Annotated in this window: 19 protein-coding genes; 7 read left to right on the top strand and 12 right to left on the bottom strand. The window is 74.6% G+C overall.

Annotated features, from left to right (window positions below):
* Positions 1–185: 185 nt before the first annotated feature.
* Positions 186–335 carry a hypothetical protein gene (locus tag ACFP3R_RS11235; protein ID WP_380635256.1) on the top strand — a complete coding sequence of 50 codons (150 nt, stop codon included), beginning with the start codon at positions 186–188 and terminating at the stop codon, positions 333–335.
* A 105-nt stretch (positions 336–440) separates the two neighbouring features.
* On the opposite strand, the gene ACFP3R_RS11230 is transcribed toward ACFP3R_RS11235, so the two are convergent.
* On the bottom strand, positions 441–998 hold the full coding sequence (locus ACFP3R_RS11230; RefSeq protein WP_380635255.1) for a DUF4097 family beta strand repeat-containing protein: 558 nt from the start codon (positions 996–998) through the stop codon (positions 441–443).
* Between the two features lie 52 nt (positions 999–1,050).
* On the opposite strand from ACFP3R_RS11230, the gene ACFP3R_RS11225 reads away from it, so the two are divergent.
* On the top strand, positions 1,051–1,518 hold the full coding sequence (locus ACFP3R_RS11225; RefSeq protein WP_380635253.1) for a GbsR/MarR family transcriptional regulator: 468 nt from the start codon (positions 1,051–1,053) through the stop codon (positions 1,516–1,518).
* On the opposite strand, the gene surE is transcribed toward ACFP3R_RS11225, so the two are convergent.
* Positions 1,515–2,267 carry a 5'/3'-nucleotidase SurE gene (gene surE / locus ACFP3R_RS11220; RefSeq protein ID WP_380635252.1) on the bottom strand — a complete coding sequence of 251 codons (753 nt, stop codon included), beginning with the start codon at positions 2,265–2,267 and terminating at the stop codon, positions 1,515–1,517. The two genes, ACFP3R_RS11225 and surE, sit on opposite strands and share 4 nt — an antisense overlap.
* On the bottom strand, positions 2,252–3,172 hold the full coding sequence (locus tag ACFP3R_RS11215; protein WP_380635250.1) for a 1-phosphofructokinase family hexose kinase: 921 nt from the start codon (positions 3,170–3,172) through the stop codon (positions 2,252–2,254). Before ACFP3R_RS11215 ends, surE begins: the two co-directional genes overlap by 16 nt.
* A 184-nt stretch (positions 3,173–3,356) precedes the next feature.
* Here ACFP3R_RS11215 and ACFP3R_RS11210 point away from each other — a divergent pair, with 184 nt between their 5' ends.
* Complete coding sequence (locus ACFP3R_RS11210; protein WP_380635249.1) at positions 3,357–3,905, top strand: EF-hand domain-containing protein; 549 nt, start codon at positions 3,357–3,359, stop codon at positions 3,903–3,905.
* Positions 3,906–4,115: 210 nt separating this feature from the next.
* On the opposite strand, the gene ACFP3R_RS11205 is transcribed toward ACFP3R_RS11210, so the two are convergent.
* The 3 genes from ACFP3R_RS11205 to ACFP3R_RS11195 form a co-directional block, all read right to left on the bottom strand.
* Positions 4,116–5,387, bottom strand: a complete 1,272-nt coding sequence (locus ACFP3R_RS11205; protein WP_380635247.1) for a M1 family metallopeptidase — start codon at positions 5,385–5,387, stop codon at positions 4,116–4,118.
* Complete coding sequence (locus ACFP3R_RS11200; RefSeq protein WP_380635246.1) at positions 5,384–9,163, bottom strand: Pls/PosA family non-ribosomal peptide synthetase; 3,780 nt, start codon at positions 9,161–9,163, stop codon at positions 5,384–5,386. Before ACFP3R_RS11200 ends, ACFP3R_RS11205 begins: the two co-directional genes overlap by 4 nt.
* A gap of 195 nt (positions 9,164–9,358) precedes the next feature.
* Complete coding sequence (locus ACFP3R_RS11195; protein ID WP_380635244.1) at positions 9,359–10,414, bottom strand: LLM class flavin-dependent oxidoreductase; 1,056 nt, start codon at positions 10,412–10,414, stop codon at positions 9,359–9,361.
* 70 nt (positions 10,415–10,484) lie between these two features.
* Between ACFP3R_RS11195 and ACFP3R_RS11190 the strand changes: the two genes are divergently transcribed.
* Together ACFP3R_RS11190 and ACFP3R_RS11185 are read left to right on the top strand one after the other, a co-directional pair.
* Positions 10,485–10,946, top strand: a complete 462-nt coding sequence (locus tag ACFP3R_RS11190) for a MarR family winged helix-turn-helix transcriptional regulator (protein WP_380635242.1) — start codon at positions 10,485–10,487, stop codon at positions 10,944–10,946.
* A 431-nt stretch (positions 10,947–11,377) separates the two neighbouring features.
* A complete protein-coding gene (locus tag ACFP3R_RS11185; protein ID WP_380635240.1) occupies positions 11,378–12,622 on the top strand; it encodes a cytochrome P450 in 1,245 nt (414 codons plus the stop codon).
* 54 nt (positions 12,623–12,676) lie between these two features.
* Here the strand turns inward: ACFP3R_RS11185 and ACFP3R_RS11180 are convergent, their stop codons facing one another.
* The 5 genes from ACFP3R_RS11180 to ACFP3R_RS11160 all read right to left on the bottom strand — a co-directional run bounded on the left by ACFP3R_RS11180 (position 12,677) and on the right by ACFP3R_RS11160 (position 19,525).
* Entirely contained in the window at positions 12,677–14,980 is a 2,304-nt protein-coding gene (locus ACFP3R_RS11180; RefSeq protein WP_380635239.1) for an ATP-binding protein, read from the bottom strand.
* A 299-nt stretch (positions 14,981–15,279) separates the two neighbouring features.
* The gene (locus ACFP3R_RS11175; RefSeq protein ID WP_380635238.1) at positions 15,280–16,257 is read right to left on the bottom strand and encodes a winged helix DNA-binding domain-containing protein; all 978 of its coding nucleotides are present in this window, start codon (positions 16,255–16,257) and stop codon (positions 15,280–15,282) included.
* Entirely contained in the window at positions 16,254–17,279 is a 1,026-nt protein-coding gene (locus ACFP3R_RS11170; RefSeq protein WP_380635237.1) for a LacI family DNA-binding transcriptional regulator, read from the bottom strand. The genes ACFP3R_RS11175 and ACFP3R_RS11170 overlap by 4 nt, the downstream gene beginning before the upstream one ends.
* 100 nt (positions 17,280–17,379) lie before the next feature.
* Complete coding sequence (locus tag ACFP3R_RS11165) at positions 17,380–18,219, bottom strand: carbohydrate kinase family protein (RefSeq protein ID WP_380635236.1); 840 nt, start codon at positions 18,217–18,219, stop codon at positions 17,380–17,382.
* An 85-nt stretch (positions 18,220–18,304) separates the two neighbouring features.
* Complete coding sequence (locus ACFP3R_RS11160; RefSeq protein ID WP_380635234.1) at positions 18,305–19,525, bottom strand: cytochrome P450; 1,221 nt, start codon at positions 19,523–19,525, stop codon at positions 18,305–18,307.
* Positions 19,526–19,670: 145 nt separating this feature from the next.
* Here ACFP3R_RS11160 and ACFP3R_RS11155 point away from each other — a divergent pair, with 145 nt between their 5' ends.
* Positions 19,671–20,579 carry a Gfo/Idh/MocA family protein gene (locus ACFP3R_RS11155; RefSeq protein WP_380635232.1) on the top strand — a complete coding sequence of 303 codons (909 nt, stop codon included), beginning with the start codon at positions 19,671–19,673 and terminating at the stop codon, positions 20,577–20,579.
* 5 nt (positions 20,580–20,584) lie between these two features.
* On the opposite strand, the gene ACFP3R_RS11150 is transcribed toward ACFP3R_RS11155, so the two are convergent.
* Positions 20,585–21,970 (bottom strand): KamA family radical SAM protein, encoded by a 1,386-nt coding sequence (locus tag ACFP3R_RS11150; RefSeq protein WP_380635231.1) that lies wholly within the window; start codon positions 21,968–21,970, stop codon positions 20,585–20,587.
* Between the two features lie 108 nt (positions 21,971–22,078).
* Between ACFP3R_RS11150 and ACFP3R_RS11145 the strand changes: the two genes are divergently transcribed.
* Positions 22,079–22,600: an FxsA family protein gene (locus tag ACFP3R_RS11145; protein WP_380635229.1), complete on the top strand. Its 522-nt coding sequence runs from the start codon at positions 22,079–22,081 to the stop codon at positions 22,598–22,600.
* Positions 22,601–22,633 lie beyond the last annotated feature (33 nt).

Here is a 22,633-nt window from a genome sequence, read left to right as displayed (position 1 = left end):
AACCCCCACACCCCTCCTTCCACATCGGCAACGGCATGACCACCCCACCGTGGCCGGACGTGCACTACGCGGGATGATCACGCTCCGCAGCCCGTGGCCCGCCTCTGTGAGGCGGGCCATAGGCCGTTCGAGTGTTGTGTGGCTCGAACGGGGTACTTGTCCGAGGATCAAGTGGAGGTAACACCATGGGCAAGCACCGACTGGTCACGTCCGACGGCTCCCAGTGGGGCGGTCCGGACCTGATCACCGGTACCGCGTCCCCGGCCGACCGCGAGCGGGCCGAGCCGATCGCGGAGCCCGTTCCGGACGACTGGAGCGTGTCCTCCGACGCGTGATGCCCGCGGTCGGCGCACCTGTGGCCGGTGACGAGGTCGCCGGCATCGGACCGGTCGGCCGAGGAACCAGTCCCCGGCCCGGTGCTCATCGTCGTTCCCCTCCGGTCAGGCGCTGCGGGCGGCGATGTCACCGTGGGCGGTGGTCGCGTGGATGTTGAGCTCCGCGACGCCCCCGGTGTTCCTGAGCGCGTTGTGGATCCGGCCCAGGGTGGTGCCCGCGTCCAGCGAGGCGGACACCCCGGCGGCGGTCCCGACCGACACGTCCCCGTCCTGGGTGCGCAGCACGAGTGTGCCGCGCACGGCCCCGGTGATCAGGATGTCGCCCTTCCCGGTGCTGATCTCCGCGGGGCCGGTGAGGCGACCGACCGAGACGTCACCGGAGAGGGTGGTCAGGCGGAGGCTCGCGGCCTCGTCGAGCTTGACCGAGCCGTGCGCGCCCTCGAAGGCGACGTCGCCCAGCCGCCCGACGCCCCGGAACCCGGCACTGGCGGCCTTCGCCTCGACGCGGGAGCCCGCGGGCAGCTTGACCGTCACCTCGACGGCCCCGGAGCTGCCGAAGAGCTGGTTCTTCGCCGATGCCCCGATCCGCAGGACCCCGTCGACGAGGTCGACCGTGGTCTGCCGCGCCACCGAGCACCGCGCGCGCCGCCGCAGCCGGACCACACCCGGGGGGTCGCAGGCGCCCGCGCAACCCCACGGGCGCGACGCCGAGGCCGTGCGCGAGTACGAGGAGGCGTTCACCGCCCTGCTCGTGCGACAGGGCCTGCCCAGGATGATGGCCCGGGTGCTGACCTGCCTCTACACCACCGACGCGGGCAGCCTCACCGCGTCCGAACTCGTCCAGCGCCTCCGGGTCAGCCCGGCGTCGATCTCCAAGGCGATCACGTTCCTAGAGGGCCAGGGCCTCGTCCGGCGGGAGCGCGACGAACGCCGCCGCGAGCGCTACGTCGCCGACAACGACGTCTGGTACCAGTCGATGATCGCCAGTGCCCGGTCCCACGCCGAGCTCGCCGAGACCGCGCGGCGGGGCGTCGGGGTCCTCGGCCCCGCCACCCCGGCCGCCGTCCGCCTGGAGGGCATTGCCCGCTTCGTCGACTTCGTCGGCGAGAGCATCACCCGCGCCGCCGAGCAGGCCCGCGAGGTCCTCTCCACGGGGGCCGAGGCGCCGCCCGCGACCGACTAGAGGTCGAGCCCGGTGTCCTCGCTGACCGACCGCAGCGGCGTCACCGTCGGGTGGCCCTGGGCCAGCAGCGCCGCGTCACTGCCCGGCGGCAGGTCGCCCTCCACCAGCACCGAGGTCAGGTCGATCGACCCGTCGTCGGTGTCCTTGACCCGGCTCTGCACCGCGCCGAACTCCGCCAGGCTCGCCCGCTTCGGCTCGTCCACCCCGGGCCGGTTGGGCACGTTGAGGTTGAGCACCGCGCCCGGCGGCAGCGCGGCCAGCCGGTCGAACAGCCGCGCCGCCACCGCGACCGCGGCGTCCCAGTGGTGCTCGGCCCCCTCGCCCAGCGGCACGTCCAGCGACACGGCCATGGCCCGCGCGCCGTTGATCGACGCGGTCAGCGCCGCGCCGACGGTGCCCGAGTGCAGCACCGCCCGGCCCACGTTCGCGCCCCGGTTCACGCCCGAGAGCACCACGTCCGGCGGGTCGCCGAACGCGCCCTGCGCCGCGACCAGGGCGATCAGGCCCGGGTGGGCGGCCACCGCGAAGCCGGGCACGTCCGGCAGGCCGGGTAGCTCCTGCCGGGTCACCCGCACCCGCCGGTCGTCCTCGGCGGCGGTCAGGCCCGCGCTGGTGCCGCTGGCCTCGCGCTCGGGCGCGGCCACCACCACGTCCCACCCGTGGTCCCGGGCCCCGCGCGCCAAGGCGTGCAGACCGGGGGAGTCGATGCCGTCGTCGTTGGTGATGAGCACCCTCACTCCGCGTCCCATGGCTTGAGGGTTACCCGTTCGGTCAGCTCCCTCACCACGTCGCCGCTGCCGGTGCCCAGGCCGTGCCGGGTGATGTTGACCGCGCCCGCCGCCGCGCCCAGCCGCAGCGACTCCTCCAGCGACCGGCCCTGGGACAGCCCGGCCGCCAGCCCGGCGGTCATCGAGTCGCCGCCGCCCCGGGTGTCCACGGGGGACAGCTCCGGCACCTCGACGAGGAAGAACGAGTCCTCGATCAGGGCCAGCGTCTCGTCGGCCGCCCGGGAGACCACCACCGCCCGCGCGCCCGACTTCGCGATCTCCCGGCACCCCCGCGCCAGGTCGGCGAGCTCGTCGGACTCGGCGAAGCCGTCGGCCACCAGCTCCGTGTGGCTGATCTTGACCACGTCGGGGCCGCCCTCCAGGGCCGCGGCGAGCCGCCCGCCGGACAGGTCCACCACGACCCGGCAACCGTTGCCGCCCAGGTCGCGGGTCAGCCGCTCGTACACCGAGTCCGGCACCGGCTCGTCGTGCTCGGCGGGGCCGCTGAGCACGGCCACGCCCGCGTTGAGGCCCTCGACCAGCGTCATCTCGTACAGGTCGTCCAGCTCGTGGCGGGTCAACGCGTCCGCGGGCATCCGCACCAGTTGGTCGCGCCCGCCGTCGCGGCGGTCGTGCACGTACCCGCCGTTGCGCGCGGCGACGTCGCGGACCTTGAGCTCCACGCCGATGAGGTGGCGCAGCACGTGCCCGGTCTCACCCCCCAGCGCCGCGCAGAGCACGACCTCCGACCCCAGCGACTCGATCATCCTCGACTGCCACACGCCCTGGCCACCCGCGTGGACGTGGATGTCCGGCGCACCGTCCAGCTCCTCCACCGTCACCGTGAGCTCCGGCGACGGCGCGAACACCACCACTCGACCCGTCATAAACGGACATCTACCCCGTTCCGGTGAAATCGAAGCATGTCGGACCACCGATGGCCGGATGGGATTCACCTGCGGAGGTGAAGGATGCGGTGTGGCCGGGCGGCGCGCGCGGATCTTCGCGAGAGTCCCCCGTACCGCGCCGATCGCCGTGGTGGGCGCACCGGGTGGACCAGGGGTTCACGCCATGACCAGTGTCCTGAAGGACCAGAAGTTCAGCATCGTCTTCGACTGGTTCGACCAGGGTCGGGACGGTCACCTCACCAGGGACGACTTCCAGGCCACCGCCCGGATGTTCGCCCGGGTGGCCCACGAGGACGACCACGCCACCGCCGCCGCCATCCACGACGCCTTCGACGCGTGGTGGGAACTGGTGCTGGAGCACGGGGACACCGGCGGCGACGGGAGGATCTCCCGCGAGGAGTTCACCACCGTCATGCTGGTCAACGTCACCGCGCCCGAGCACTTCGACAGGGCGGTCATGGCGATCGCCGACGCGGTGATCCGCGCCCTGGACACCGACGAGGACGGCGTCCTGAGCCACGACGAGTACGTGCGCCTGTACGACGTGCTCGGCATCCCGAGGGAGCACTCCAGCGCGGCGTTCGCGAAGCTGGACCTGGACGGCAACGGCGAGATCAGCCACGCCGAGTTCCGCCAGGCCATCTCCGACTTCTACCTCAGCGCCGACCCGGACGCGCCGGGCAACCACCTGCTCGGACCGGTCACCCCGTAGTCCGGGCCGGCGGGAGCCGGCGGGTGGGGCACCGGCCAGGCGGTGCCCCACCCGCCGGGGTCGCGCCGCCACCGGACCGGCCGTCGGCGCGGGGCCGGCCGCCCCTCATCGGGCCGACCGCGCCCACAGGGCCGGCCGTTGCCACCGGCCGTCCTCACCGCGCCGACCGCGCCCCCTCACCACGCCCACTCCACCGCGTCGGCCGCCCCCTCACAGCGCCGGCAGCGCGGAGTCCTCCAACCACGCCCGGAAGAACGCCTCCAGCGGCAGGGCCGTGTGCCGCTGCACCACCGCCGCGAAATCCGCCGTCGTGGCGGTCCGGTGCCGGAAGGTCCCGGTCCAGTCCCGCACGGCGGCGAAGAAGTCCTGGTCCCCCACCCGGTCCCGCAACGCGTGCAGCACCAGCGCCCCGCGCTCGTACACCCGGTCGTCGAACATGTTCGCCACGCCCGGGTCGCCCAGCCGCAGGTCCCGGGGCAGCCGCGACAGCCGCGCGTGCGCCCGCGCCGCCTGCACGGCGGCGCCCGGACCGCCGGAGCGCTCCGCCCACAGCCACTCCGCGTAGCAGGCGAAGCCCTCGTTGAGCCAGATGTCGCGCCACCGGGCCAGGCCCACGCTGTTGCCGAACCACTGGTGCGCCAGCTCGTGCGCCACCAGCCGCTCGCAGCCCCGCCGCCCGTCCACGTGGTTGGCGCCGAACACCGACATGCCCTGCGCCTCGACCGGCACCTCCAGCTCGTCGTCGGTCACCACGACCTGGTACCGGCGGAACGGGTAGGGGCCGAACAGCCCCTCGAAGACCTCCACCATCCGCGGCTGCCGGGCGAAGTCGTACCGGGCCGCGCGCAGCAGCCGGGCCGGCGCGTGCAGGTCCTGACCGTCGGCCAGCACCAGCCGCTCGTACACCCCGACCTGCACCGACGCCAGGTAGGTCGCCATCGGCTCGGTCTGCTCGTAGACCCACGTGGTGGTGCTGCCGCCGACCCGCCCGTCGACCAGCACGCCGTTGGCCAGCACCGTGTAGGCCGACGGCGCGGTGACCGCGATCCGGTAGGTCGCCCGGTCCCGCACCAGGTCGTTGCACGGGAACCAGGACGGCGCGCCGACCGGCTGGCTGGCCACCAGCGCGCCGTCGGTGAGCTGGTCCCAACCCAGCTCGCCCCAGTGGCGCGTGCGGACCGGCCGCGCGGTGCCCGCGTAGCGGACCTCGGCGGTGAACGGTCCCGCCACCGGCCGCTGCGGGCGCACGCGCAGCTTGCCGCCGCCGTGGGTGAACCGGGCGGGCCTGCCGTCGACCAGCACCCGGCTCACCGCCAGCGGGCCGAAGTCCAGCACCAGCCGGTCCGACCGGGCCTCCGCGACGGCGGACAGCACCGCCCGCCCCGCCAACCGCCCGGTGTGCGGCCGGTAGTCCAGCTCCAGGTCGTAGTGCCCGACCCGGTACCCGTCGTCGCCGTGGTCCGGCAGGTACGGATCGGTCATCGCCACGCGGAGATCGGGTTGCCCAGCCACCGCGTGCCCGCCGGCACGTGCTCGCCGCCCATGACCAGCGACGCCGGGCCGACCGCGGCGTGCTCGCCCACCCGCGCGCCGGGCAGCACGATGCCGTGCGGGCCCAGCGTCGCGCCGGCGGCCAGCTCGACCCGGTCCAGGCGCAGGATGCGGTCGTGGAACAGGTGGGTCTGCACCACGCACCCCCGGTTGACCGTCGCGCCGTCACCCAGGCGCACCAGGTCCGACTCGGGGAACCAGTGCGACTCCACCCACGTGCCCCGGCCCACCCGGGCGCCCAGCGACCGCAGCCACAGACCCATCACCGGCGACCCGCCGGCCGAGCCGATCAGCCACGGCACCGCCAGCACCTCGACGAAGGTGTCCGCCAGCTCGTTGCGCCACACGAACCCGCTCCACAGCGGGTGCTCCCGCGTCCGGAACCGGCCGACCAGCAGCCACTTCGCCGCCACCGCCACCGCGCACGCCACCACGCCCGCGGCCAGCAGCACCGGCCCGGCCAGCAGCGGCCCCACCTCGCGCACCGCGAGCAGCACGCCGATCACCAGCGCCACGTGGCACATCACCGGCACGACCCGGCACAGCTCCACCAGCGCCCGCGCCACCACCAGCCGGCGCGGCGGGTCGAACGTGCGGCTCTGGTCGCCCTCCTCGGCCGCGCGCGGCAGCCTCATCGGCGGCATCCCCAGGTAGGAGCTGCCCGCCTTGGCCTTGCGCGGGGTGGCCGACAGCACGCCGACCAGGCCGCGGTTCGGCACCGCGCGACCGGGCGCGGTCATGCCCGAGTTGCCCAGGAACGCCCGCTTGCCGACCCGCGCGGCGGCGATGCGCAGCCGCCCGCCGCCCAGCTCGTAGGAGGCCACCATGGTGTCGTCGGCGAGGAACGCGCCGTCGCCGATGGTGGTCATCTTCGGCAGGGCCAGCACGGTCGACGCCTCGACCCGGCGGCCGACCCTCATGCCCAGCGCGCGCAGCCACACGGGCGTGAACAGGCTGGCGTACAGCGGGAACAGCGCGACGCGGGCCATGTTCATCAGCCGCTCGGTGGCCCACGCCTGCCAGGCGACGCGGCTGTGGACGGGGTAGGTGCCCGCGCGCAGCCCGAGGCCGAGCAGCCGCACCGACACCAGCACCAGCAGCGCGTAGGTGCCGAGCCACGCCACCGCGGCCAGTGGCGCGGCGAGCAGCGCCGAGACCGGCGTCAGCGGTTCGCGCACGACCAGCAGCACGGCCGGCGCGGCCGCCACCGCGGGCAGCAGCCCCAGCGCGGAGGTGGTCACCCCGTAGGCGAACCGCCACCGGCGCGACCGCGGCGGGCGGGGTCCGGGCCGGGCGGCCTTGCCGTCGCGCGTGGCGGGCACACCCGCCCACCGCTGACCGGTGGGCACCGAACCGGTGACGCCGGAGCCGGGCGCGACCTCGGCCCGCTTGCCGATCCGGGCGCCGGGGAACAGGGTGCTGCGCGCCCCGACGACCGCGCCCGCGCCGACCCGGATGCGGCCGACGTGCAGCCGGTCGCCGTCCAGCCAGTGCCCGGACAGGTCGACCTCGGGTTCGATCGCGCTGCCCTTGCCGAGCTTGAGCAGGCCGGTCACCGGCGGCAGCGAGTGCAGGTCGACGTCCGGGCCGATCCGGGCGCCCAGGGCGCGGGCGTAGTGCGTGATCCAGGACCCGGCCAGCTCGGTCGCGCCGCTGAACCCGGCGAGCCGTTCGGCTGTCCACAGCCGCAGGTGCACGTGCCCGCCGCGCGGGTAGGTGCCCGGCCGCACGCCGCGCAGCAGCAGGCGGGCGCCGCCGGCCGCGATGGCGATCTTGCCGGGCGGGCTGACGAACAGCAGCCAGCCGGCGGCGATCCACCACCAGGACACCGGCGCGGTCAGGCCGAGCGCGGTGCCCAGGGCGGCCAGCAGCACCGACCACCGGGCGCCGACCAGGCTCGTCAGCGGCACCAGGAGCAGCAGTTGCAGCGCGCCGGTCCACCGCGGTGTCGGCGCGACCTCGCGGGTGGTGGCCCGGTGCCCGGACAGCTCGTCCAGCCGCGCGGCCAGCGCCCGCAGCGTCGGGTGCTGGTAGATGTCGGAGACCGAGCCGCCGGGGTGGCGGGCGCGGATCAGCGACACCAGCCGCGCGGCCGCGAGGCTGCCGCCGCCGTGGGCGAAGAAGTCGGCGCCGGGGTCGCCCACCCGGGAGCCGAGCACCTCGGCCCACTGCTCGGCCAACCACGCCTCGGTGCCGACCAGCCCGGTGGGCGCGGCGTCGTCCGCGCCGGGCAGCGGCCACGGCAGGGCCGCGCGGTCGACCTTGCCGGAGGTGCGGGTGGGCAGCGCGTCCACCGCGGCCAGCAGCGGCACGAGCGCCGCGGGCAGCGCCGAGCGCAACCGGGCCGCCGCGGCGGCCCGGTCGAAGTCGGGACCCGCGACCACGTACCCGACCAGGACCTGGTTGCCGCCCCTGGTGGAGCGCACCGCGGCGGCGGCGCCGGCGACGCCGGGCAGCGCCTGGAGCGCCGCGTCCACCTCGCCCAGCTCGATCCGCCGCCCGCCCAGCTTGACCTGCTCGTCGGCGCGACCGAGGAACAGCAGCCCCTCGGGCTCCGCGCGCACCAGGTCGCCGCTGCGGTAGGCGCGCGACCAGCCCAGCGCGGGCAGCGGCGCGAACTTCTCCGCGTCCTTGGCCGGGTCCAGGTAGCGGGCCAGGCCGACGCCGCCGATCACCAGCTCGCCGGAGCCGCCCATCGGCACCGGCGCGCCGGAGGCGTCGACCACGGCCAGTTCCCAGCCGTCCAGCGGCAGCCCGATGCGCACCGGGCCCGCGCCGGTCAGCCGCGCGGCGCACGCCACCACGGTCGCCTCGGTGGGGCCGTAGGTGTTCCACACCTCGCGGCCGTCCACGGCCAGCCGCTCGGCCAGCTCCGGCGGGCACGCCTCGCCGCCGAAGATCAGCAGCCGCACGTCGTCCAGCGCGTCCACCGGCCACAGCGCGGCCAGCGTCGGCACCGTGGACACCACGGTGATCTCGCGCTCCACCAGCCACGGCCCGAGGTCGAACCCGGTGCGCACCAGCGCGCGCGGCGCGGGCACCAGGCACGCGCCGTGGCGCCAGGCCAGCCACATCTCCTCGCAGGAGGCGTCGAACGCGACCGACAGGCCGGCCAGCACGCGGTCGTCCGGGCCGATCGGGTCCTCGGGCAGGAACAGCCGGGCCTCGGCGTCGACGAACGCGGCGGCCGCGCGGTGCGTGACCGCGACGCCCTTGGGCCTGCCGGTGGAACCGGAGGTGAAGATGATCCACGCGTCGTCGTCGGGACCGGGCGTCCCGACCGCGCCCGTGGGCGTGCCCCGGAGGGTGAGCCGCTCGCCGAGCACGGCGCAGGCACCGGCCTCGCCGAACACCAGCTCGGCGCGCTCGTCCGGGTCGTCGGCGTCCACCGGCACGTACGCGCCGCCCGCCGCCAGCACGGCCAGCACCGCCACGTACAGGCGGGCCGTGCCGGACGGGGCCCGGACGCCGACCCGGTCACCGACGCCGATGCCCGCCGCGACGAGCTCCCGGCGCAGCGCGTCGACCTCGTCGAGCAGGTCCCGGTAGGTCAGCGGGGCGGTGCCGTCGTCCAGGGCGGGGGAGTGGGGGTACCGGCGCGCGGTGTCGGCGAGCACGTCGAGCAGGGTGCGCGCGGGGGCTGCGGGGCCGGCGCGGAACAGCGCCGGCGCGTCGACCGGCGCGGTGGTGTCGTGGACGAGGGTCACCGGCGGGCACCGGCGGGACGCGAACGCACTGAGTGGTCCTCCAAGGGGGTGGGAACGACTGCGCTCACACCCGGCGGGGACCGGTCGGGCAGTCTCCGGCGATCGCGACCGCGGAACCGCCGGAGAACGACTTTACCGGGGATCAACGCGGTCGTCGCGCCACCGGCGATCGCGAGTGGGTGGTGTCACACCCGGTCAGGAGGCCGCGCCGGCGCCGCGCGCGGGCGTGCCCAGCTCCTTCTCCACCAGCGGCATGACCTCGGTGCCGAGCAGCTCGATCGCCTCCATCACCAGCCGGTGCGGCACGCCCGACCAGTCCATCTGCATGGCGTAGCGGTCGGCGCCGACCAGGCGACCCACCGAGACCAGCCGCTCGGCGACCTCCTCGGGGCTGCCCGCGAAGATCGAGTTCGCGTCGCGGGTCCAGGCGTCGTAGTCGGCCCGGGAGGGCACCGACCAGCCGCGCGCGCGGGCGCCGTACCGCATCGTCTCCAGCCAGTACGGGTAGAACGCCTCCTTGGCGTCCTGCGACCGGCGGGCGATCAGGCCGATGGCGCTCATCGTCACCTCCAGGCCGTCCTGCCCGCCCGCCTCGCCCGCGCGCCGGTACAGGTCGACCAGCGGGGCGAAGCGCTCGGGCTCGCCGCCGATGACCGCGTAGACCACGGGCAGGCCGAGCAGGCCCGCGCGGATCGAGGACTCGGGGTTGCCGCCGGTGCCGACCGAGACGCGCAGCCGCCCGCGGTAGGGGCGCGGGTAGACGTGCGCGTCCTCCAGCGGCGCGCGGAACCGGCCGGACCAGGTGATCGGGTCCTCCCGGTCCAGCCGCAGCAGCAGCGCCAGCTTCTCCTCGAACAGCTCGTCGTAGTCCTCCAGGCTGGCCCCGAACAGCGGGAACGACTCGGTGAACGAGCCGCGGCCCGCCAGCAGTTCGGCGCGGCCCCGGCTGAGCTGGTCGAGCGTGGTGAACTGCTGGTAGACCCGGACCGGGTCCTCGGTGCTGAGCACGGTGACCGCGCTGCTGAGCGTGATGTGCTCGGTGACGCTCGCCGCGGCGGCCAGCACCGTGCCGGGGCTGGAGACGGAGTAGGCGGGCAGGTGGTGCTCGCCCAGGCCGTAGAAGCCGAGGCCCAGTTCGTCGGCCAGCCGGATCCGCTCCAGCGACTGCCGGAGCGCGTCGGCGACGGTGACCTGCTCGCCCGTTCCCGGGTCGGGGTGCCGGTCGCCGAAGCTGTACACGCCGAGCTGCATACCATTAGCGGACACGTCAACAAATTAGCGCGTGTTTGATGACGCGTCAACAAGTTGCTAGCTTGGCCACATGGGCGAACCGCGGTGGCTCGACGAGCGCGAGTCGGCGGTGTGGCGGGCGTACCTGGCCGTGCACCGCGAACTGCACGGCGCGCTGGAGCGCCAACTCCTGCGCGACTCGGGCCTGTCCAACGCCGACTACGCCCTGCTGGCCCCGCTGTCGGAGGCGCCGGACGGGGTGGTGCGCTCCCGCGAGCTGGGTCGGCTCGTCGGGTGGGAGCGCAGCAGGCTGTCCCACCAGGTCGCGCGCATGGAGAAGCGCGGGCTGGTGGTGCGCGAGGAGTGCGCGGAGGACGCCCGGGGCTCGATGGTGCGGCTCACGCCGGCGGGGCGCGCGGCGATCGGGAGCGCCGCGCCGGGCCACGTGGCGACCGTGCGGCGCTACCTGTTCGACGAGCTGCCCGCCGAGGAGGCCGAGGTGCTGGGCCGGGTGCTGCGCCGCGTGCTGGACCGGATCGCCGCCGACGGCTGACCGCGCCGCTCCGGCCGTGCCGCTCTCCGGTCGCGCTGCTCCGGCCGGTCGCGTCTCTCCGGTTGGCCGAACCGTTCGTGCTGACCACGTCGTCCTGGCCGGCCGTGCCGCGCCGGAAACGGCGGGGAGCGGGAAAAGGGGCCGCGCGTGGTGCGACCCCTCTCCGCCCCCCGGGGTGCCGGACGACGGCCTACCCTTCCGCCGGTCCGGTGGCGTCCGGCCGTCGGGTGCCGAACGCGTACCCAGCCTCGCGCACGCGCGCGGCCGGGCGCATCGCCAACCCTCCGTATCCACTTCCGTATCCCCACCCCCGTGCCGGTGTACGCGGGCATCCGTACGTGCCGGCGACGAATACGGATGTCGGTTGATGCGCCCGCCCCCGCGTCCCGGCCAAGGTGAACGCTGAACCACCCCCTCGCGAAGGAGAAGACGTGCAGCTGACGGCGGAGTTCGCCCCTGATCGGCAGGCTCTGGTAGGCGGTCCCCTGCGCGGCTGGCAGCACCACGCGCACGAGGACGCCCTGGCCGCGCGGGGACCGGCGCACCTCGCCGAGCTGCCCAACGGCCTGGAGGTGCTGGTCACCACCATGGGGCTGGAGGCCACCCGCACGCTGCTCAACGACACCCGGCTGTCCAAGGACGCCGGCGGGCTGCGCGCCGCGATGCAGCAGCAGCTGTCCGACAAGGGCAAGCCGACCGACCTGTCGCGGATCATCGGCCCGTCGATGCTCAACACCGACCCGCCCCACCACCGCCGGATGCGCGCCCTGGTGTCGCAGGCGTTCACGCCGCGCCGCGTCGAGGCGCTGCGCCCGGTGGTGGAGCTCACCGCCACCGAGATGGTGGCCGCGATGTCCGGCGAGGCCGACCTGATCAAGGAGCTGGCGTTCCCGCTGCCGCTGGCGGTGATCTGCGACCTGCTGGGCGTGCCGCCGGAGGACCGGATGCAGCTCAACCGCTGGACCTCCGGCATGATGACCGAGCGTCCCGAGCTGGTCGTGCCCGCCTCCGACGCGATGGTCGGCTACCTGGCGGGGCTGATCGAGTACAAGCGCGAACGCCCCGACGACGCCCTGCTCAGCGCCCTGGTGCGGGCCCGGATCGACGGCGAGCAGTTGACCCCCGAGGAACTGGTCACCACCGCAATCCTGCTGGTGGTGGCGGGCCACGAGACCACCACGGGCCTGATCGGCAACACCGTCGCCGCGCTGCTGGCCCTGCCGGGCGCCTGGGAGGGGCTGACCACCCCGGAGGCGGTGGCCGACGCGGTGGAGGAGTCCGCCCGCTGGGACCCGCCCACCCGGGTGACGCCGCACTACCGGGTGGTCACCGACATCGACCTGCCGGGCACGGTGCTGCCGGAGGGCGCGCTGATCATGGTCGGCCTGGGCACCGCCGGGCGGGACCCGGGCGTGCACGGCCCCACGGCCTCGCGCTTCGACCCGCACCGCGCCGCCACCTCCGGCAACGCCGCCCTGGGCCACGCCACGTTCGGCCACGGCATCCACTACTGCCTGGGCCACCACCTGGCCCGCATCGAGGCCCGTGCCGCGCTGACCGCCCTGCGCGAGCGCTTCCCGAACGCCCGGTTGGCCGGGGACGCGGCGGAGTTCGCGCGCGACGACAAGGTCGTGCCGAACACGTTCTCCTCCGTGCCCGTGACCCTGGAGCCCTGAGCCGATGTCCGTCCGACTGGGGGAACGCGCCCGGCCCGGCACCGCCACGCAGTGTCACTCCGCGAGGTTGGCCAGCAGGGTGATCAACTGGTGCCGGTTGGCGATGTCCAGCTTGCGGTAGATGCGGGTCAGGTGGGTGTGGACGGTGGCCGGTGAGATGACCAGGCGGTCGGCCACCTCCGGGTTGGACAGGCCGTCGCCCACCAGCCTGGCCACGTTCCACTCCGCCTGGGTCAGCCCCGCCGGTCGCCGGTCGCGGGGTCCGGCGGGCTCCGGCTCGTCCAGGACCGCGGCCAGCGCCTGCTCCACCGACTCGGCGGGGTTGGCGTAGGCGCGCTCGTAGGCGTCGTCGCCCAGCGTCGCCCGCGCCCGTGCCGCGGCCCGGCCGCTGAACAGGGCGAAGGGGACCAGCCCGTCCACCCGCACGCCGGTCACCCGGTGCAGGCCGTGGGCCAGGCCGAGCATCCGGGCGGCGGCGGCCGCGTCACCGGCCTCGGCGTGCGCCCAGCCCAGCGCCTCGATCGTCCACAGCGGGCCCCACTTGTCGCGGATCGCCCGCTGCACGCGCAGGCCCTCCTTGAGCACCTCCAGCGCGCGGGTGGGGGAACCCCACCGGGTCTGCACCACGCTGCGGCACCAGTGCGCCCAGCTGATCCCCCACAGCGCGCCCAGCCGCTCGCACTCGGCGAAGAACTCCTCGGCGGCGGGCTCGGCCTGCTCCCGCGTGCCCAGCAGCACCAGCGACACGGTGTGCAGGATGTGCGCCAGGTGGTGGTCCACCGCGAAGTGCGGGCCCATCGCGCCGAACCCCTCGTGCGCCTGCCGCAGCAGCTCCACGCCCCCGATCTCGCCCAGGGCGAGCACCTCGTAGGCGCCGCGCACGAACGTCACCGGCGGCAGCGGGACCCCCACCTCGCCGGCGAGCCCGATCAGCTCCTCGACGCGGCGCGCCACCTGCGCGCGTTCCACGCCCAGGCACAGCGCGATCCAGGCGTCCAGCGCCATCGCGCTCACCCGCAGCGGGTCGGCGGTCGCCGGGGTCGCGGCCAGCGCGCGCCCGAGCCACAGCCGCTCCTCCGGTAATCGGCCGGCGTAGGTGTACCAGCGGGTGCGGGCCAGGTCGACGCTCATCTGCAACCCCGCGTGCGCGGAGTCCGGATCGGTGATCAGGTCGGCCAGCACCACCCGGTGGTTGGCCATGTCCAGGTCGACCGCCGCCAGCAGCGCGGCCTCGTTGTGCCCGACGAACCCGCCGGCCAGCCGCGCCGCCTCCTCCCGGAAGAACGCCTGGTGCCGGGCGCGCACGTCGGCCAGGTCGCCGGAGGCGCGCAGCCGGACCGCGCCGTGCTGCCGCAGCGGCTCCAGCAGGTGGTGACGGCTGCGGTCGGCCGAGGGCAGCGCGATGGACTTGTCCAGCAGCCCGGCCAGCGCGTCGGCGACCTCGTCGCGCCCGAGCTCGCCGCCCGAGCACACGGCCTCGGCCGCGGGCAGGCTGAACCCGCCCTCGAACACCGACAGCCGCGCCCACAGCAGCCGTTCGGCGGGGGTGCACTGGGCGTGGCTCCAGTCGATCATCGCGGCCATGGTCTGGTGGTGGGCGACCCTGGTGGTGTCGTTGGCGGTCAGCACGCGCATCACGTCGTCGAGCCGGTCGGCCAGCAGCGACACCGGCATGGACCGCATCCGCACCACGGCCTGCTCGATCGCCAGCGGGATGCCGGCGGTGCGCCGCAGCACGCGCACCACGTCCGGCCAGTTCTCCGGCGTGACCCGCCACCCCGGCACGCCCGCCTCGGCGCGTTCCACCAGCAGCGCCACCGACTCGCAGGCCGCCGACGGCGGGGCGTCCTCGGCGGGCACCTCCAGCGGCGGCACCATGACCAGCACCTCGCCGGGCACCCGCAGCCGGGCCCGGCTGGTGGCCAGCACCCGCACCCCGGGCGCCGCGCCGAGCACCGCCCGCACCAGTTGCGCGACCGGCTCGACCAGGTGCTCGCAGTTGTCCAGCACCAGCAGCACCCGCCGCGACCGCAGGTAGTCCACCAGCGTGTCCAGCGGGGTGGTGGTCGCCTGGTCGGGCACGCCCACGGCGCTGAGCACGACCTGGGCCAGCAGTTCCGGGTCGCCGCCGCGCGCTGGCGCCAGCTCGACCACGCGCACGCCGTCGTCGTAGGCCCGCTGCACCTGCCCGGCCAGCTCCAGCGCCAGCCGCGTCTTGCCCCCGCCGCCGACGCCGGTGAGCGTGATCAGCGGTGAGGCGCCGAGCCGCCGGCGCAGCTCGACGAGCAGCTCCTTGCGCCCGACGAACGAACTCAGCGCCCGCGGCACACCACCGGTTGCCTGGCCCCGCTCGGTCATCGGGACACGGTACGACACCGGCCCGTGGGACTCGCGTCAGATCCACAAAACACTGGGGTCCGCAAATCCTTGCACAAGGTTTTTCGAATAACCCCTAGTAGGGCCTTCCGCGGTCGATCACCGCAGCTCCGGCCTGCAAACAATTGCACCACCTTGCGCAAAGGCGCGTGATGGGCAGCGGCAATGCGAGCAGGACTCGCGACCGCGACGACGTGCCCGAGCCCTGCCGGCCGCCCCGGGCCTCATCGGGTCGGTGTGCGCGGCACCCGGCGGCACCGGCAACCAGCCGGACCTGCCCTTCAGGACCAGGCGAGCACCGACTCCACCTCCACGTCGAGCTCGGAGACCGGGATGTGGCCGAACTGCTCGACCACCACCCGCCCGTCGCGCCGCCGCCACGTGCCGTGCACCCGGCCGTCCACCACGACGTGGGGCGCCGGGGCCCCGCCCGGGGTCCGCACCAGCGGGGCGTGCGCCGGGTCGAGCAGCAGGTCCCGGTCCCGGTAGCCGAGCAGGAAGGTGTCGAACGGGCCCAGCAGCCGCACCGTGTCCTCCAGGGCGGGCGCGTCGGCGGTGGGCAGCCGCCACCCGTGCTCGCCCGGCACCAGCTCGGCCGAGGGGAACTCCGCGCCCACCCGGTCGGCGGGCAGGCCGCTCCAGGCGGCGAGGTCCTCGACCGTGGCCGGGCCGTAGGCGCGCAGGTAGCGGCGGGCCAACTCGGGCAGGCCGGGCCGGTGCCCCGGGTCGGGGTCGGGCAGCGGCCGGTAGGTCGTCTCGCCCGCGCAGACCACGCCCCGGTTGGCGGCGTAGGCGAGCAGGTGGGAGGGCGCGGGACCGGCCGGGTCGAGCGCCACGCCGACCCCGGCGAGCCGGTCGACGAGCGCGGTCCTGGTCAGCGGTTCGGTCAGCACCTCGCGCAGCGCGCCCAGCGCCCGCTCGCACAGCTCGTCGGTCAGCCCGAGCTCCAGCCGCCGCGGTCGGCCGCGCGCGATGTTGACCGGGCCGAGCAGCGCCACCAGCCAGGCCGCGTCGTCGCGGTGCAGCAGGTGCACGGCGCCGCGCAGGGCGCAGGTGCGCACCACGTCGCCCCGGTCGAGGGCGGCCCGCAGGTCGGCGCGGCACAGGCCGGTGGTGCGGGCGCGGACCGCGAGCCCGGCGGCGGCCACGTCCTGGGCCTGCACGGCGAGCACGTCGCGCAGCAGCTCGGACAGGGTGCGGGCGGGGTCGGTCAGGCGCTGCGCCCGCATCCGCAGCGCCCTGGCCCGGCGGGCGGTCACCGCGGCCCCGCGCCCGTGGAGCCGCGCACCACCAGCTCCGGGAGGAACACGAACTCGGAGTGGGGCGCGGGCGTGCCGCCGACCGCCTCCAGCAGCGCGTGCGCGGCCGCCTTGCCCATGGCCTCCACGGGCTGGCGGATGGTGGTCAGCGGCGGGTCGGCGAACACGATCAGCGGCGAGTCGTCGAAGCCCACCACCGACACGTCGCGCGGCACGTCCAGGCCGCGGTGCCGGGCGGCGCGGACCGCGCCGAAGGCCATCATGTCGCTGCCGCACACCACGGCGGTGCAGCCGCGGTCGAGCAGGGCTTCGGCCGCGGACCGCCCGCCCTCGACGGTGAACAGCGAGTGCTGCACCAGGGCCCCGGCCTCCTCGGCGGTGCAGTGCAGCGCGGCGCGCATGTGCCGCACGAAGCCCTCGATCTTGCGCAGCACCGGCACGAACCGCCGCGGTCCCACGGCCAGCCCGATCCGCTCGTGCCCCAGCTCGACCAGGTGCGACACGGCCAGCCGCATGGCCGTCCGGTCGTCGGTGGACATGAACGGCGCGGAGATCCGCTCGGTGTAGCCGTTGATCATCACGAACGGGGTGCCGCGCCCGGCGAGCCGGGCGTAGCGGTCCACGTCGGCGGTGGAGTCGGCGTGCAGGCCGGAGACGAACACGATGCCGGCCACGCCCCGGTCGACCAGCATCTCGGTCAGCTGGTCCTCGGTTGACCCGCCGGGCGTCTGGGTGCACAGCAGGGGCGTGTAGCCCGCGCCGGTCAGGACCTGCTCCACGGCCTGGGCCAGGGCCGGGAAGATCGGGTTGTTCAGCTCGGGGGTGATCAGGCCGATGAGGCCGGCGCTGCGCTGCCGCAGGCGCGGCGGGCGCTCGTAGCCGAGCAGGTCCACGGCCGCCACCACCGACCGGCGCGTGGTGGCGGACACGCCGGGCTTGCCGTTGAAGACCCGGCTGACGGTCGCCTCGCTGACGCCCGCCTGCGCGGCGATGTCGCTCAGGCGAGCGGGCACGCCCTCCATGGTGATCCCTCCGTCGCGTCGACACGGCGCACACGGATGAAAGACCTTGCAAACACTTTCAGCAAGTCCTTGACAGTTACGAGTGGGCGGCGGGCCCTGGTCAGGGCGCGAGGCCGGGGGAGGCCAGGCAGCGGGCGGCCTGCTCGGCGCCCGCCGCCAGGGCCGCGTCCACGCCCGCGCCGCCCAGGTGGGCCACCAGGAAGCCGGAGAAGAACGCGTCGCCCGCGCCGTTGGTGTCCACGATCCGCTCGACCGGCGCGGCGGGCGCGGTGTGCACCTGCCCGTGCTCCAGGGCCAGCGCGCCCCGCGCGCCGAGGGTGGCCACGGTGGGCTTGCCGGTCGAGTCCAGGAACCCCAGCAGCGCGTCGTGGTGGGCGAACCCGTCGTCGTTGAGGAAGACGCGGTCGGCGGCGCGCAGGAAGTCGCGGTGGAACTCGGCGGTCCCGTCGTAGTCGTGCAGGTCGCACCACACGGGCACGCCCGCCGCGCGGGCGGGCGCCAGCAGCGGTCGGGCGTGCTCGGCCAGGTCGACCACGGCGACGTCCGCCGCCACCAGCGCGGCGAGCGAGCGCTCGTCGTGCCGGGGGCGGGGCAGCTCGGGCAGCTCCAGGTAGATCGACACCCGGCCGCCGTGCGGGTCCATCAGGTTGAGGTGCTGCTCGGTGGCGCCCTCGGCGGTCTCCGCGATCACCTCGACCCCGGCGGCGGCCAGCACGGCGAGCACCTCCCGGCCGGGCTCGTCGTCGCCGACCACCGTGCGCAGGGTGACCCGGGCGCCGAGCGAGGCCAGGTTCAGCGCCTTGCCCGCCGAGGTGCCGCCCACGGCCGTGCGGTGCCCGGTGGCGAAGGTCGTGTGGGGCCGGGCCTCGGGCAGCCGGTCGAGCAGCACCAGCCGGTTCCACGACACGGGCCCGGCCACGAACACCTCGGGTTTGCGCACGTCGTCCAGTGTGGCGGGTGGAGATCACCCCCGCTCGGGACCACACCGCTCGGGACCACACCGCTCGGGATCACACCGCTCGGGATCACTCGGCGGGGAACGACACCACCAGGGACTCCAGCCGGCGGGTCAGGGGCGGCACCGGCGACCACCGGACGGATTCCCGGCGCAGGTCGGGGCAGCGCTCCAGCAGGACGCGGAAGCACTCGTCGGCCTCCATCCGGGCCAGCGCCGCGCCCAGGCAGTAGAACGCGCCCAGGCCGAAGGCGGTGTGCCGGTTGGGCCTGCGGGTGATGTCGAAGCGGTCGGGGTCGGGGAAGACCTCCGGGTCGCGGTTGCCGGCCATCATCGCCAGGTAGAACCGCTTGCCCGCGGGCAGGTCGAGGTCGCCCAGGGCGAAGGGCTCGGTGCTCTGCCGCACGATCAGGCTCGCCGGGCCGTCGCAGCGCAGCATCTCCTCGACGGCGGTGGGCGTCAGCGAGGGGTCGGACCTGAGCAGGGCCAGCTGGTCGGGGTGGTCCAGCAGCAGCTCCAGGCCGTTGGCGATCAGGCCCGCGGTGGTCTCGTGCCCGGCGAACAGCAGCAGCACGCAGTTGGCGACGATCTCGTCCTCGGTGACCACGCCCTCGTCCTCGGCGGCGATGAACGTGCTGATCAGGTCGTCGCGCGGGTCGTCCCGGCGCTGCCGGACCAGTTCGCGCACGTAGTCCTGCATCTCCAGCACGCTGCGCTGCGAGCGCCGCAGCCGGTCGACGTCGGCGAGCTGGAAGATCGCCACGATGTCGCGCGACCACGCCTGGAGCCGTTCGCGGTCGGTGGTGGGCATCCCGAGCAGCTCGGCGATCACGTTGGCGGGCAGCGGGTAGGCCAGGTCGGTGACCACGTCCATGCGGCCGCGGCCGGCCACGGCGTCGAGCAGCTCGGTGGTCAGCTCCCGCACGCGGGGGCGCAGGCCGTTGACCGTGGCGGGGGAGAAGTAGCGCTTGAGCAGCTGCTGGAACCGGACGTGGTCGGCCTCGGTGGTGTGCCCCATCCACAGGTCCATCGACAGGCGCAGGGGCAGCAGCTCCTGCCGCTCCTCGGGGCTGAACGCGTCCAGCAGCTGGGCCATGTTCGCGGGGACCAGGCGTCGGTCCCGGAGCACCGCGACGATGTCGGCGTGCCGGGTTAAGAGGAAGGCGTCGAGCCGGGGGATCGCGCTGACCGGGGACTCGGCGCGGATCTTGTGCAGCAGGGCGGTCGGGTCGGCCGTCGCCTCGGGGGAGAAGAGGTCGTAGGCCGGGAGCGCCAGGGTGGAGTCGGTCATGCCCGCCAGTCTGTCCAGTCCGCGCGGCGCGGCACCAGGCGCGTCAGCGCACTGGCGTAACCGAGACTCTTTCGTGTATCTGCCATTATTGCTTCAGTGTTGACTTAAAAAATTCCACTCGATCGTGTAAGGAAGGATCTCATGCATGGCACGGACGAGGGTGGGCTTGATCGGGGTGGGCACGATCGCGGCGACGCACCTGGAGGTGCTGGCGGAGCGGCCTGAGGTGGACCTGGAGTTCACCGCGGACCCGGTGGCGGGGCCGCCGGTGTTCCGGGGTGCGAGGCCGCCGCACCACGCCGACCCGGCGGAGGCGTTGGCCGCGCACCGGCCGGACCTGGTGGTGATCGCGACGCCGGCGGACTCGCACGTGGACCTGGCGGCGCTGGTGCTGGGGTCCTCGGGGGCGCGGGTGCTGGTGGAGAAGCCGTTGGCGCTGGACGTGGCGTCGTTGGCGCGGCTGGGGGAGCTGGGGGCTGGTCGGGTGTTCACCGCGCACCACTTCGCGTTCTCGCCGGAGGTGGAGTGGGCGGCGGCGCTGGTGGCGGCGCACCCGGAGTGGGGGCCGGTGACGGGGGTGACGTCGTTGTTCTGCGACCCGTACGGGGGCCGAGGTGAGGGGGCGTTCGCCTCGTACGTGTCGCCGTGGGCGGATTCGGGGATCAACCAGCTGACGGTGTTGGCGCGGTTGGGGGAGCCGACGGCGGTGACGGCGCTGGAGGAGGCGGGGGACGCCGCGTGGGCGGTGGTGGCGTTCCGGTCGCGCGGCGGGGTGGGGGTGGCGCGGTTGCGGGTGGACTGGCGGACGGGGGCGAGCAGCAAGTCCAGCGTGGTGGTGTGCGGCGAGGTGGAGGTGTGGTTGGACCACACGGCGATGACGGGGTTCGCGTGTCGTGGCGGGGAGCTGCTGGCGTCGTGGGGGAGCGATGGTCGGACGCCGAGGAAGGTCGCGCACTACCGGCCGTTGTACGCGAGCCTGCTGTCGGGTCGGCCGGACCCGGTGCTGGGGTTCGGGGTGGCGTCGCGGTTGACCGCGTTGCACGCGGGTGGGTAGTCCTGTCAGACCTGGTGCTGGGCCCACCGGCGGCGGCCGCTGTCGCCGAGGGTGGAGATGGGGTCGTAGTAGGGGTGGCGTCGGTCCAGGGCGTGGTCGTCGTCGAGTTCGATGCCGGTGCGGTAGTTCTTGGTCCAGTAGGAGATGCCCAGTTCGCGGTCGTAGTCGTGGAGCTGGTGTACCCAGCGCTTGCCGACGTAGGGGACGTCGCAGACGATGCGCGGGGTGGCGTAGCCGGGCAGGTAGCCCATGATGGCGTGCTGGAGGGCCTGGGCCTCCCAGACGGCGACGCGCCAGTGCTCGGCGTTGGGGATCATGTCGCACATGTAGAAGTAGTAGGGCAGCACGTTGGCCTCGCCCTGGAGGGCGAAGCAGAGGTCGAGCAGGTCGTCCGGGGTGGCGTTGACGCCGCGCATGAGCACGCCCTGGTTGCGCACGTCGCGGACGCCGACCTCCAGGGCGGTGCGGGCGGCTTCGGCGACCAGGGGGGTGACCGACTGGACGTGGTTGACGTGGGTGTGGATGGCGAGGTTGGCGCCGCGGCGGGCGGCGGTGCGGGCGACGCGTTCGAGCCCTTCGACGACCTTGGGCTGGAGCCAGTGCTGGGGTAGTCCGGCGAGGGCCTTGGTGGCCAGGCGGATGTCGCGGACGGTGTCGATGTCGAGCAGCCGCATGAGGAAGTTCTCCAGTTGCGGCCAGGGGACGTTGGCGACGTCGCCGCCGGAGACGACCACGTCGCGGACGCCGGGGGTGCGCTTGAGGTAGTCGATCATGCGGTCCTGGCGGTCGGCGGGTTTGAGGGCGAGCTTGTGCTTGGTGACCTGGGGGGTGGAGTTGCCGACGAGGTCCATGCGGGTGCAGTGGCCGCAGTACTGGGGGCAGGTGGAGACCAGTTCGGCGAGGACCTTGGTGGGGTAGCGGTGGGTGAGGCCCTCGACGACCCACATCTCCGCCTCGTGGAGGGAGTCGCGGGTGGAGTGGGGGTGGCTGGGCCAGTCGGGGTCGCGGTCGGAGGCGACGGGGAGCATGTAGCGCCGGACGGGGTCGGCCAGGAAGGCGGTGGTGAAGCCGTCGGGGTCGAGGGGGGCGTGGGGCGCCATGGTGTTGAGCATCTGGGGCGGGACCAGCATGGACATGGTGGCCAGGTGGTGCTGGTCGGCGGCGAGGTCGTCGTAGAAGCGGTCGGTGAGCAGGTCGCCGGCGAGCTCCCGCAGCTGCTTGGGGTTCTTGACGCAGTGGGCGCGTTGCCACTGGGCGTCGCGCCACTGGGCGTCGGTGACGTGGCGCCAGCCGGGGAGGCGGCGCCAGTCGGGTTCGACGAGTTCGCGGCGCGCGTAGGTGTAGGGCTGGGGGGTGGCCGGGACGGGGGCGACCTCGTGCAGCGCAGTCATCCATGCTCCCTACAGCTTGAGTGGCGTGAAGATATGTTGCCAGATGGCCGGTTGGGCGTAAATATTTCGGCCGGGAGCGTTTTGGCGTGGTCGTGCGTTGAGGTGGGTATGCGCGTGTTCGCGGTACTGCTGATCGGTCTGGCCGTCGAGGTCACCGCCCTGGTGGCGGCCTTCGGCGCCTGGGGCCCGTTGCCGACCCTGGGTCTGCTGCTGCTGGGTGGGGTGGCGGGGACGGTGCTGTTGCGGCGGGAGGGGACGCGGGCGCTCGGGGCGTTCTCCGAGGCGATGCGCACCCGGCGGGCGCCGCACCGGGAGGTGGCCGACGGGGTGCTGATCGCCGCGGCGGCGTTCCTGATCATCGTGCCGGGTTTCGTCAGCGACGTGGCGGGCCTGCTGCTGCTGTTCCCGCCCACGCGGCGGCTGCTCAGCGGGCGGATGGCGCGTCGGGCGGAGCAGCGGGAGCGGGCGATGGTGCTGAACCTGCGCCACGGGCGCGACCCGATGGCCGGTGGTGTCGTGGTCGACGGTGGTCTGGTGGACGGGGGTGTCGTGGACGGTGGCGTGGTGATCCGGGGCGACGTGGTGGACGTGCGGCCGGAGGACCCGGGTCGGCGGCCTGAACTGCGCTGACGTCGATCGCCTCGCCGGGTGCCCGGCCCGCCC

The organism is Saccharothrix lopnurensis, from assembly GCF_042658445.1.
Taxonomy (GTDB): domain Bacteria; phylum Actinomycetota; class Actinomycetes; order Mycobacteriales; family Pseudonocardiaceae; genus Actinosynnema; species Actinosynnema lopnurensis.
This window is presented reverse-complemented; position numbering and strand designations above follow the sequence as displayed.